The organism is Termitidicoccus mucosus (assembly GCF_038725785.1).
Classification (GTDB): Bacteria; Verrucomicrobiota; Verrucomicrobiia; order Opitutales; family Opitutaceae; genus Termitidicoccus; species Termitidicoccus mucosus.
Genome location: NZ_CP109796.1, coordinates 1,857,126 through 1,869,751, shown reverse-complemented (window position 1 = coordinate 1,869,751; position 12,626 = coordinate 1,857,126). Strand labels below are relative to the sequence as shown.

At 64.5% G+C, this 12,626-nt stretch carries 9 protein-coding genes; all 9 read left to right on the top strand.

Going from position 1 to position 12,626, the window contains the following annotated elements:
• Position 1: 1 nt before the first annotated feature.
• The 9 genes from OH491_RS06290 to OH491_RS06250 all read left to right on the top strand — a co-directional run bounded on the left by OH491_RS06290 (position 2) and on the right by OH491_RS06250 (position 12,624).
• Positions 2 to 862 (top strand): SMP-30/gluconolactonase/LRE family protein, encoded by an 861-nt coding sequence (locus OH491_RS06290; RefSeq protein WP_068771821.1) that lies wholly within the window; start codon positions 2 to 4, stop codon positions 860 to 862.
• A complete protein-coding gene (locus OH491_RS06285) occupies positions 859 to 1,665 on the top strand; it encodes an enoyl-CoA hydratase/isomerase family protein (protein WP_334319532.1) in 807 nt (268 codons plus the stop codon). Before OH491_RS06290 ends, OH491_RS06285 begins: the two co-directional genes overlap by 4 nt.
• Positions 1,662 to 2,849: an extracellular solute-binding protein gene (locus OH491_RS06280; RefSeq protein ID WP_068771822.1), complete on the top strand. Its 1,188-nt coding sequence runs from the start codon at positions 1,662 to 1,664 to the stop codon at positions 2,847 to 2,849. Before OH491_RS06285 ends, OH491_RS06280 begins: the two co-directional genes overlap by 4 nt.
• On the top strand, positions 2,833 to 3,963 hold the full coding sequence (locus OH491_RS06275; protein WP_068771823.1) for a hypothetical protein: 1,131 nt from the start codon (positions 2,833 to 2,835) through the stop codon (positions 3,961 to 3,963). The genes OH491_RS06280 and OH491_RS06275 overlap by 17 nt, the downstream gene beginning before the upstream one ends.
• 65 nt (positions 3,964 to 4,028) lie before the next feature.
• Complete coding sequence (locus tag OH491_RS06270; protein ID WP_334319533.1) at positions 4,029 to 5,138, top strand: GntR family transcriptional regulator; 1,110 nt, start codon at positions 4,029 to 4,031, stop codon at positions 5,136 to 5,138.
• A gap of 298 nt (positions 5,139 to 5,436) precedes the next feature.
• A complete protein-coding gene (locus tag OH491_RS06265) occupies positions 5,437 to 6,435 on the top strand; it encodes a glycyl-radical enzyme activating protein (protein ID WP_068771825.1) in 999 nt (332 codons plus the stop codon).
• Entirely contained in the window at positions 6,401 to 8,569 is a 2,169-nt protein-coding gene (locus OH491_RS06260) for a pyruvate formate lyase family protein (RefSeq protein WP_084442446.1), read from the top strand. The genes OH491_RS06265 and OH491_RS06260 overlap by 35 nt, the downstream gene beginning before the upstream one ends.
• 87 nt (positions 8,570 to 8,656) lie before the next feature.
• Entirely contained in the window at positions 8,657 to 11,197 is a 2,541-nt protein-coding gene (locus OH491_RS06255; RefSeq protein ID WP_334319534.1) for an exo-alpha-sialidase, read from the top strand.
• 134 nt (positions 11,198 to 11,331) lie between these two features.
• Entirely contained in the window at positions 11,332 to 12,624 is a 1,293-nt protein-coding gene (locus tag OH491_RS06250) for a sialidase family protein (protein WP_068771828.1), read from the top strand.
• Positions 12,625 to 12,626: the final 2 nt, after the last annotated feature.

Sequence of the window (12,626 nt, the reverse complement as noted above, 5' to 3'; positions counted from 1 at the left end):
CATGAACCCCCGCCCCGCCGCTCCGCTGCTTCCGGTTTCCGCCGCCGCCCGTTTTTATGACGGACGGCTGGCGCGGGTGCGGCTGAATCATCCCGAGGGCGTGGCGGTCGATGCGCGCGACGGCGCGTTGTGGTGCGGCGGCGAGCACGGCGAGCTTTATCGCATTGGCGCGGACGGGCGCAGTTGCGAACAGCGCGCGGGCACGGGCGGTTACGCGCTGGGGCTGTGTCAGGCGCGCGATGGGCGCTTGTTTCTTTGCGATTGGGCGCGGGAGAGCGTGATGATTTTTGACGGCGACGGGCGGCCGTCCGGCGAGTTGAAAGGCCGCGACGGGGACGAGCGATTGCGTTTGCCGAACTTCCCGCTGCTGTCGCGCGACGAACGTTTTTTATATGTATCCGACACGCGCGCGGACGGACCGGGCATCTGGCGTTTCGACCTGGAGGACGGGCGCGCGGAATTATGGATGCGCGAGGCGTGCCGCGGCGCCAACGGGCTCGCGCTCTCGCCCGGCGGGACGGAGATTTTTCTGGTGGAAAGCCGGCGGCCCGGCGTGTCGCGCGTGCCGATCCTGCCCGACGGCTCGGCGGGAAGGAAGGAGCCGTTCATATCATTTTCCGGGGACGAGCCCGACGGCCTCGCGTTCGATGACGCGGGCCGGTTGTATATAGCCATCTGGCACCCGTCGCGCATATATAGATGGAGCGACGCGGCCGGGCTGGAGCTGGTGATCGAGGATGCGGCGCAGGACGTGTTGCACCATCCCACCAACATCGCCTTTCGCGGCGCAGGCGAACTGTTCGCGGCGAACCTTGGCGGCTGGCATCTGACCCGCATCGACTTGTCCGCGCTTTCGACATGAATCCAGACGAAATCCATCCGCTGCTTCTCGACCAACGCTCGCCGGACGGCGTGCGCACGATCACGTTCAACCGGCCGGACCAGCTCAACGCGATGAATCGCGCGCTGATGTCCGCGCTGATCTCGGCGCTCGCGGCGGCCAACGCCGATCCCGCGACGCGCGTGGTTGTGCTGACCGGCGCGGGCCGCGCGTTCATGGCCGGGGCCGACTTGAAGGAATACGCGGGGCAGACACGCGGGGAGTTTGACGCGTTTCAGGCGCTCGGGCGCCAGCTCTACGCGGTGATCGAGGGCAATGCGAAGCCGGTCGTCGCCGCGATCAACGGGCATTGCTTCGGCGGCGGGTTCGAGATCGCGCTGGCCTCCGACCTGATCCTCGCCGTCGCGGGCGCGAAGTGCGGCCTGCCGGAGATCAACCTCGCGCTCATTCCCGGCGGCGGCGGCACGCAGCGGCTCGCCCAGCGCGCCGGGCTCGGGCGCGCGCTCGACGCGGCGATGACCGGCCGCGTGCTGACGGCGGAGGAGCTGCACGGCTGGGGCGTGGTCAGCCATGTTTACGCGGCGGAGGAATTTTCCGCGCGGGTGGCGGACTACGCGGCGGCGCTGGCGGCGCGCGAGCCCGCGCCGTTGCAGGCGTTGAAACGCATCGCGCGCGCATCCGTGCCGGCGGTGCATCCGGCCGCGATGGCGGCGGAGAACGAGGCGCTCGGGCGCTTTTTCGCCTCGCCGGAGGGACGGGCGAAAATCGAGGAATTCATGGCGAGAAGCGCGGGGCGAAAAACGGGGAAGGGCGGCGCGCGATGACCAGGCTTTCGGGCATCACATGGAACCACACGCGCGGATACACGCCGCTGGTCGCGTGCGCGCAGCGGTTCGCCGAGTTGCATCCGGGCGTGGAGATTTCCTGGACGCGGCGCTCGCTGCTGGAGTTTGGCGAGATGCCGGTGGAATGGCTGGTCGATCGTTTCGACCTGCTGGTGATCGATCATCCTTTTATCGGCGCGGCCGCGCGCTCGAAACTCTTTCTGCCGCTGGACGAGCGTGTGCCCTCCGGGATCCGGGCGGAGTGGCAGGACGAGTCGGTCGGAAAATCGGGCGGGAGTTATGCGTGGGAAGACCGCGTGTGGGCCGCGCCGGTTGACGCGGCGTGCCCGGTCGCGGTGTGGCGTCCGGACTTGCTGGCGCGTGCGAGCGCGGAGCCGCCGCGCGATTGGGAGGGGATGATGGCGCTCGCGGCGAAAGGGCTCGTCTTGATTCCCGGCGTGCCGACCGATGCGATTCATCATTTTTATATGCTTTGCCATGCGCTCGGCACGGAGCCGTGCGCGTGCGGCGACGGGGAAGTCGCCCCGGCGGCGGTGATGCGCGCGGCGCTCGAGGAACTGGCGCGCCTGTATGCGGCGGTGCCGGAAGCCTGCCGGACGATGAATCCCATCGCGGTGCACGAGGCGCTGGCGGCGGTTGAGGCGACGGCGGCGTATTGTCCGTTTGCGTTCGGGTATTCCAACTACAGCCGCCCGGGATATGCGGCGAGGCGGTTGCGCGCCGGGCTGCCGCCGGCATGGAAGGCGGACGGGGGCGGCCCGGCGCGCCCGCTCGTGACCACCCTCGGCGGCACGGGTTTGGCGGTCTCGGCGCGCAGCGCGCATGCGGACTGGGCGGCGCGCTTTGCCGGGTTTGTTTCCAGCGGAGAAACGCAGGGCGGCCTGTATTGGCAGGCGGGCGGGCAGCCCGCGCACCGGCAGGCGTGGCGCGACGGGGCGATCAATGCGGCGACGGATGATTTTTTCGCGGCCACGCTGCCCGCGCTCGACCGCGCCTGGCTGCGCCCGAGGTTTCCCGGATACCTGCATTTCCAGGACAACGCCGCGCCGGTGGTGCATGCGGCGGCCTGCGGAGAGACTGAGGTTTCCTTCGGTATTGAACGATTGAATACATTATGGCGGGAGGCGCGCGCGATTTTTTATCAGCATGAAAACAAAACTTGAAACCGTGCTCGGCCAGCCGGGCTGGCGTTTGGAGGCGGATGCGGCACGCCTGTGGGTGACGCGGCTCGGCGGGTTCATGGCGCCGGTCGAATTCCGTAGCGGGCGGCGCGTGGTGAGCCCGTATGCGATTCCCCATTGGGCGGGCGCGAAGCACAGCGGCGCGCAGGGCTCGCTGGCGGCGTTGCGCGGCGACGCGTTTTGCCTGCCGTTCGGCGCGAACAAACGCCCGTGGCGCGGCGAGCGGCATCCGTCGCACGGGAACATTTTTCAGGGAAACTGGAACCATGTCGCGACGGGGGCCGCGGACGGCGCGGCGACGCTGGTATTGGAGGCGGACACCGGCACGCGTCCCGGCAAGGTGCGCAAGGAGGTGACCCTGCGCGACGGGCACACGGTGGTTTACCAGCGCCATGTCATCAGCGGGATGACGGGGCGGATGAGTTTCGGGCATCATGCGACGCTGGTGTTTCCGGAGCGCGAGCGCTCGGGGGCGATCGGGATGAGCCGCGTGCTTTTCGGGCGGACGCACGACGCGGGATTCGAGCATCCGGCCGCGGGCGGCTACACGTCGCTCAGACCCGATGCGGTGTTTCGCTCGCTGCGGCGCGTGCCGCGGAGCGACGGCACCTGGGCCGATCTCACGTCGTATCCGACAGAGGCGGGATTTGAGAATCTGGTGCTGCTGGCGAGCGATCCCGCGCTGCCGCTCGCGTGGACGACGGTGACGTTTGCCGACGAGGGGTGGCTGTGGTTTTCGTTGAAGCGTCCCTCGGAGCTCACGTGCACCTTGTTCTGGATGTCGAACGGCGGGCGGCATTACGCGCCATGGAACGGGCGTCATCGCCGCCGTCTCGGCCTGGAGGAGGTGACGGCGCTGCCGGAAGGATTGTATGAGGCGGCGCGGCCGAATGTGTTTTCCCGGGCCGGCGTGGCGACGTGCCGGGAGTTTCGCGGGGACCGCCCGCTGGCGGTGCGCTCGGCGGCGGGCGTGTGCGCGATTCCGCGCGGGTTTGACCGCGTGAAGGATGTCGTGTTGCGCGCGGGACGCATCCGGTTGACCGCAGTGTCGGGCGCGGTGGCGGAGACACGGTTTGACGGGCGTTTTTTTGACTAGGACCGGACGGTGTTCGTTTGATTATTATGGAGAGTTGCGTCATGGAAACGGGCATTATTCCTGACATGCCCTACAACGACATCCCATGGAACCTGCCCCGGCGCCAGTTGCTGGGCAGGCAGACGACCGATCTCCTGCGCGAGCAGATCGCGCGCGGCACCTGGACGGAATGCCTCCCGCCGGAGCGCGAGCTTTGCGCGACCTTGCAGATCAGCCGGCACACGCTGCGGGTGGCGTTGAAGCAGCTCATGGAGGAGGGCATCATAAAGGCGGAGCATGGCCGGGGAAACCTCATCACGGCCCGCTCACGACGGGGAAAAAAGGCATTCGAGGCGAGCGACATCGGGCTCCTGCTGCCGGGCTCGCTTGACCGGATGCTGCCGATCCATGTGGTGTGGATCAACCACCTGCGCGCCATGCTGGCGGAGCGCGGCTGCCGGCTGCATTTGTTTCACGGGTTGAAATACGCGCGGCGCGATCCGTCGTCCGCGCTGAAGCAGCTCGTGACCCGGCAGAAGCACAAATGCTGGGTGCTGCTGCTGTCGGACGAGCCGGTGCAGCGCTGGTTTCAGGACAACAAGGTGCCGTGCGTCGTGGCGGGCTCGATCTACAAGGACGTGAGCCTGCCGTATTGCGACCTCGATCACCGCGCGGTGTGCCGGCACGCGGCGGGCTTGCTGCTCGGGCGCGGGCACCGGCGCATCGCGCTGCTCGTGCAAAAGTCGCGGCTCGCCGGCGACGTGGAGAGCGAGGAGGGATTTGCCGAAGGCATGCGGCGCTCGCCGCACGGGGACGCGGAAATGCTCATCAGCAACCATGACGCCACCGCGCCGGGCATTGCCAACGCGGTGAGGCGGCTCATGGCCCGCAAGCCCGCGCCGACTGCGCTGCTCGTGGTGAACCCGTTTCACTATCTCACGGCGACCACCTGCCTCACGCGGCTGGGATTGCGCGTGCCCGAGGATATCTCGGTGGTCTCGCGCGACGGAGAAACCTACCTGTCCTACCTGTTGCCCGTGCCGACGCGTTACGAGATCGACCCGCGCAACTTCGCGAAGGCATTGCTGACCATGGTGCTCGAAATGCTGGAGAGCGGCGCGACCAGCAAGAGGACGGTGCAGCTCATGCCCGCCTGCATCGCGGGCGAATCGGTGGCGGAGGCGCGGAAACCATGAGGCGCCGCGCCTGAAAGTGGTCTGCTGGGTGAACCAAAAGTTTGCATTGGCCGCATGGGGGGCTGCCCGCGATGGTCGGTGACATGCCCATCGTGGGGCATGACTCAAAGTAATGCCGCCCTGTCCGAATCCCCTTCTTTCTCTTTATTCTTTATCTTTCCTCTTTCTCCTCAGCCAACTGTTGCGGGACGGGAGAAAGAGGAAAGATAAAGAATAAAGAGAAAGAAGGGCTGATGCCGCTTTGTGTCGCGCCTGTGTGCCTCCCTTATTCAGAAAAACCCAATATCCCGCCACTCCCATGATTCACGGGATCGTAACCGACATCCAGCGGTTTTCCCTGCACGACGGGCCGGGAATTCGGACGACCGTGTTCTTGAAGGGCTGCCTGATGCGTTGCGAATGGTGTCACAATCCCGAGACCATCGACCCGGCGCCGCAGTTGTTGTTCTACGCGGGCAACTGCATCGGCTGCGGCGAGTGTGTTGAAGCCTGCCCGCAAGGGAATCACCGGTTCGCGCCCGCGGATGACGGCGGCGCCCCGGCGGTCGCGACAGGTGGGGCGCCGCGTGTGATAACGCATGATTTCTCACGCGGATCGTGTTCCGTTTGCGGCGCGTGCGCGGGGCGTTGCCCGGCGTCCAGCCTGCAAGTGGCGGGACGCCGCATGGAGGTTGCGGACGTGATGGCGGAGCTATTGGAGGATCGCGCGTTTTATCGCGAGGAAGGTGGCGTGACGCTTTCGGGCGGGGAGCCGATGATGCAGCCGGAATTTGCGCGCGGGATTCTCCATGCCTGCAAACGCGAGGGCATCCGCACCGCGATCGAGACGACCCTTTGTTATCCTTGGTCGCGCATCGAGCCGCTGCTCGGCGAACTCGACCTGATCATGTTCGACCTGAAGCTGGCGGATGCGGAAAAACACCGCCGCCATACCGGCGTGTCGAACCGTCTGCTGTGGGAGAACCTCGGGCGGCTCAACCGGTGCGGTAAACCGCTCATCGCCCGCACGCCGCTGGTCGCGGGCATCAACGACAGCGAGGATGAAATCGTTCCCATCGCCCGCGCGCTCGGGCGGCTGGATAACCTTTTGTATTACGAATTTCTGCCCTATCACCCGCTTGGCGCGGGCAAATATGAGGCTCTCGGACGCACCGCGCCGGTGTTTCAACCGCCATCGGGCCAGACTCTGCGCCGGCTCGTCCATGCGGCCCGCGCGCAGGCGAATAATATAAAAATATATATCAATGGAAAACCGGAGAATTATGAAATACAGCACACAACTGGCTCGCTTGCGTGAGCGGAAACTGGCGCAGACCCGCGCAAAACTTGACCGCAAGGGCGCGCAGGACGAGGACGACTACGGCTATGTCTTGCCGCCGCCGGATTTTTCATGGCAGCCGCCGGGGGCGGACCGTGGCGACACCTTCCAGGGCGCGCGCGCCTGGGCCTCGGTGTTTCGCTCGTTGATGGAGCATCATCCGGTTTATATAGACGCGGACGACGCGCTGGCCGGGCGATGGATGTTCATGCTCTCGCGCATGCGTCCGCAATACCGGCTCGACCGCGCGCCTTTCCCGTTTGACTACTCGCACCTGGAGGACGAGCAGCGGTTGTATGACATCACCTCGGGCATCGGCGCCGACGCGCATTTCGCGCCCGACTACCGCATCGGCCTGCAACTCGGCTGGGACGGACTCAAGCAAAAGGTGCGCGAGTCGCTCGAAAAACACGCGGACGACGCCGAGGCCGTCGAATTGCTGGAGGCCGAGATCGAGGTCATCGAGGGCGTGCAAAACTGGATCGGTCGCACGTCCGCCGTCGGCGAGGCCATGGCGCGAACGGAAAACGATCCCGTGCGCAGGAAAAACCTCGAAATCATGGCGGCGGTCAACCGGCGCCTCGTCGGGCGGCCGCCCTCGACCCTGCGCGAGGTGTGCCAGTGGCTGGCGTGGTTCAACATGGCCTCGCGCACTTATAACCGCGACGGCGCGGGCGGGCAGCTCGACGAGCTGCTGCGCCCGTATTACGAGCACGATCTGGCCGAGGGCATGATCGACGACGAGGACGCCATGTATTACATCGCGTGCCTGCTGCTTAACGATCCGCATTATTATCAGATCGGCGGCCCCGACAAGACCGGGCGCGACCAGACGACGGCGATTTCGCATTTGATACTGGAGGCCGCGCACCTGCTCAGGATAAGCTGCAACATCACCATCCGCGTCCATGATGGTCTGGATGAAAAACTGTTCTGGCGCGGAATTGATATATTGTTTTCAGACGAGCTCGGCTACCCGCGTTTTTCCGGGGACAAGGCGCTTGTCGCCGGGTTTATGCGAAACGGCTATGACGCCGAGCTGGCGCGCGAGCGCATCGCCGTCGGTTGCAACTGGATGAGCCTGCCCGGGCGCGAATACACCATGAACGATGTGGTCAAGATCAACGTCGCCAAGGTCTTCGAGGTGGCGTTCCGGGAAATGCTGGAAAAGGATGCGGCGCCATCGACGGGGAAGCTGTTTGCGCTGCTCACGACGCATTTGCGGCGCGCGATTCTCTGCACGGCGCGGGGAATAGATTTTCATCTGGAGCATCAATATAAAAACGAGCCGGAGCTTCTCTTGAACCTGCTCTGCCACGGTCCGGTCGAGCGCGGTCGCGACGCGTCGCACGGCGGCGTGGACTTTTATAACATGTGCATCGATGGCGCCGGGCTCGCCACCGTGGCGGACTCGTTTGCCGCGCTGGAACAGCGCGTGGAGCTGGAAGGCCGCCTCGACTGGCAGACCGTCGCCCGCGCGATGGGAAAAAACTTCGAGGGGCCCGGCGGCGAAAAAACGCGCCTGATCCTTTCCGGTTCGCAACGTTTCGGCCACGGCCTGTCGCTCGGCGACAAATGGGCCGCGCGTCTCACGGAACTGTTTACCACCAGCGTGAAGGCCTCGCCGACGCCCGCGGGGCACAATCTCATGCCGGGGTGGTTTTCGTGGGCCGACACCGTCCGTTTTGGCAAAACCGTCGGTGCGACACCCAACGGGCGCCGCGCGGGCGCGCCGATCTCGCACGGCGCGAACCCGCATCCCGGTTTCCGCAAGGACGGCGCGCTAACCGCCATCGTGAAGGCCGTCGCGAACGTGCAGCCCGGCTACGGCAACACCGCGCCCCTGCAACTGGAGGTCGATCCGTGCTCCGGCCGGTCGCCGGATGCGAAGGCCATCGTGGGCAATCTGGTCAAGACGCACTTCGCGCTCGGCGGCACATTGATTAATATCAATATCATCGACGCCGAAAAAATCCGCGACGCGCACAAGCATCCCGAGAAATACCCGGACCTCGTGGTGCGCGTGACCGGCTTCACCGCCTACTTTGCGAGCCTCTCGCAGGAGTTCCGCCAGCTCGTGGTGGACCGCATCATTCACGAGCAGGTCGGCTGAGTGACCAATATGAAAAGATTATACGCCATCGGCTTTGCGGCGGCATTGGGCTTTATTCCTCCTTTAGCAAACGCCTTCAAAACGGACGTGTTCACAAGCACCCAGGATGGCTACGCCTCCTACCGGATACCCGCCGTCATAAAAACCAACGACGGCACCCTGCTTGCATTTTGCGAGGGACGCAAAAACAGCCCTGCCGACTTCGGCGACATTGACATGCTGGTCAAGCGTTCCACGGACGGCGGCAGGACATGGAGCGCCCCCATATTGATTTGGGACGACGGCGGCAACACGTGCGGCAACACCAATCCCGTGCTGGATGAAACCACGGGCCATGTCTGGCTGTTGATGACCCATAATCTCGGGGACGCCACCCATGACGGGATTCTGGCCGGAAAGCCCGAAGCGGGCACGCGCACCATCTGGGTGACGCACTCGGAGGACAACGGGCGGACCTGGTCGCCCGCCAAGGATATCACCTCCCAGGTCAAGGATCCGGACTGGCGCTGGTATGCCACGGGCCCCGGCATCGGCATCCAGGTTAAAAACGGGTTCCATGCCGGACGATTGGTGATTCCCGTCTGCTATTCCGACTCCCAAAAAAACGGGTATGCCGGGATTATCTACTCGGATGATCACGGGCAAACCTGGACGGCGGGCGGCGCCGTGGCCGGCCTGGTCGGCGAAACCCAGGTGGTGGAGGGTTTCGACGCGCCCGGGAAATTGATTATCAACATGCGCAGCAATTACGGCCACCACTGCCGCACGCAGGCCGCCAGCCTCGACGGCGGCGCCACGTGGAGCCCGTCGCCGCCGGCGCAGGTCGCCGACTTGTATGATCCGGTCTGCCAGGCCAGCATCCTGCGCTGGGAGGACCCTTCCCTGACGAAGGGGGGATTCCTGTTGTTTTCCAGTCCCGCCACCTCGCCCGAGCACGTGGCCGCGGGTGTGGCCGAGGGTGTGGCCGTCAGCGCCAAGGACAACATACGCGAACGGCTGACCATCCGCAGCAGCATCGACGACGGAGCGACGTGGCAGCGTTCCCTGCGACTTTGGGACGATCTGGCCGCCTATTCATGCCTGATCCGCCTCGATGAAACCACCGTCGGCTGCCTGTATGAAAATGGAGAATTGCGCCCTCAAAACGGCCCGGCCGGCTATCTCGCCGCCAATATCTACAGGCGCGTCAGCTTCGAGACCTTTTCCCTGGGGACGCTCGGTGCCTACAGGCCGGCAAATCCCGCTCCGCCCGGCAATATCACGGCGCTTGCCGGCGGAAGCGCGGCCCTTGCGGCCTCGGCATCCGATGCCACCGGCTACCGCTGGCAGGTTTCCGCGGATGGCGGCTTGAGCTGGGCGGATATCTCGTCGCTCGCCGCCCCCGCCGAACATTACAGCGGATGGGAAAGCGCAACGCTTTCCATCGCCAATGCCACGGATGCCATGAGCGGCTATTCTTATCGCTATGTGGCCGTCAATTCCCACGGTGAGACGGCGAGCGACAGCGCGGTTCTCACCGTCGAGACCTCCCGCCTCGGGCAGGCGGTCGGCATCACATTGGACAATGAGAATAATATTTATGTCACCGATGCCGGTCATGGCGCGGTTCAAAGAATCACACCCGCCGGAATCATCTCTTTTTTCAGCAATACAAACGCCTTCGCCATGCCCTCCGGCATAAAGATCAACCCGTTTCCGCTTGCCGGCGTGCTTCATGTCGTCGAAACCGGCGCCAATGCGGTGCGCACACTTTCCGCGTCGGGAAGCGCGGGCGTCCTTTCCGACTCGGCCGCCGCCGCGCTCAATGGTCCCACGGCTGTTGCCGTTGATGAAAAGGGCAACACCTACATCGCCGACACCGCCGGCCATGCCATCCGCATGATTGTGCCCGGCGGGAGCGCCACGCTCATCGCGGGAGCGCCCGGGATGGCCGGTTCCGCGGACGGCACGGGCACCGCCGCGCGTTTCACCCGTCCGTCCGGCGTTGCCGTTGACATTACAACCACAGGAACCTCGGGATATCTTTATGTGGCCGATACCGGCAATCATACCATCCGGCTCATTGATCTGGGCACACGCGGCGTGACAACGTTTGCGGGGCAGGCAGGAAGCGCGGGTTATGCGAGCACGGCACCGGTGCTTTTTGATACGCCGAAAGGCATCATCGTTGATGGCGAGGGTGTCGTGTATGTGGCCGATAGCGGGAATCATGTCATTCGGGCGATCGCAAGCCGGTCAAATCCCATGCCGGCGATTGCCGGCGGCCCCCGGCTCGCGGGGTTTGCCGATGGTTCGGGAACACATGCCCGATTCAACCAACCTTCCGACTTGGCGCTCGGCCATGATGGCAATTTATATATAGTCGATTATGGCAATAATTTTATTCGCAAACTCGCGCTCGATGGACGGGTGTCCACGGTCAGGGCCGGGCTTGATGACAACGCCGCCGGTGGCGGGGGCGATGGCAATGGAGGCTCATCCCCGGACGGAAGCGGGGAGGGCGGGGGAGCGGCAACCGCATGGTTTATGGCGGCGCTGGGTGTTTTGTTTCTCCTGCGCGGCGCAAGCCCGCGACAAGCCTCCCCGCGCGGGATTGGTGCGGATTGCAAACCACCAGTCCGCCATTGAATGGGACGACGACACACGGCTTCATGAGCGGTGTTCATCGTCCCCTTTATTGCCTCGATCATGTCCGGCATGACACCATGCCTTCCTCGTCTTTTTTGGCAGTTACCGACAACAATAAAATCAGCAGCTTATATATGAAAAAATACCTCCTGGCATCAATTCTCGGCCTTCTCCCAATCGCGGACATGCCCGCGGGCGCCTCGCAAGACGAACTGCGCAAATGGGAGCCGCCCCGCGAGCCGCTGCCGCTGATCGAGAAATTCCAACTCTTCACCGCCGGCAAGGCCGGCTATGCCAACTACCGCATCCCCGGCATCGTCGTCACCGCCAAGGGCTCCGTGCTGGCCTTCTGCGACGCGCGCAAGGACGCCAAGCTCGGAGACTGGTCCACCATCGAAATCTACATGCGCCGCAGCACGAACGGCGGGCGCACTTGGGAGCCGCAGAAACGCATCGTCTATGTGGGCCTGCATGAAAAACACGGCTTCACCTTCGAGCGCAACGAGGTCGCCGTAAAACAGGGCCTCGGCGCCGAGGGCCAGCGTCCCATCACCAACCAGATGCCCGTCGTCGATTATACGACCGGCGAAATCCATCTCTTCCACTGCGTGGAGCAGGCGCGCTGCTTTCTCATGACCAGCAGGGACGACGGTGTCACCTGGTCACCGCCGGTCGAGGTGACAAATGTCTTTGACGGCTTTAAGAAAGTTTATCCGTGGAAAGCCCTTGCGACCGGCCCCGGGCACGGCATCCAGCTTGCCAATGGCCGCCTGGTTGTTCCCGTCTGGTTGTCGCGCGGCGGCGGCTACAACGGCCACCGTCCGTCCGTCGTCTCGACCATTTACTCCGACGACCACGGCAAAACCTGGCTTTGCGGCGAGATTGCCGCGGGCGAGGACGACCCGCTGCCCAATCCCAACGAGACGGTCGCCATCCAGCTTGCAGACGGGCGCGTCATGCTGAACATCCGCAACGAGTCGCCGCTCCACCGCCGCGGCGTCGCGATCAGCCCCGACGGCGCGACCGGCTGGAGCAAGCCCGTCTATGACCCGGCGCTCAAGGAACCCGTCTGCATGGGCGCCATCACCCGCCTGAGCAGCGTGAAATCCCACGGGAAAAACCGCATTCTCTTTTCCAACCCCGACAACGACCGCGACGGGCGCGCGCACGTCACCAACGGACTTTTCCGCAAAAACCTTTCCGTCAAGGTGAGCTACGACGAGGGCCGGACCTGGCCGGTGAACAAGGTGCTGGAGCCCGGCCCGAGCGGCTACAGCGACCTCGCGGTCCTGGATGACGGAACGATTCTCTGCATCTACGAGGACGGTCTTTCCAAGAGCGGCAGCAATTTCCCCTCGCGTTTCATCTCGATCGCCCGCTTCAACCTCGAATGGCTCACGGATGGAGCCGATTCGCTGAAACAGTAACG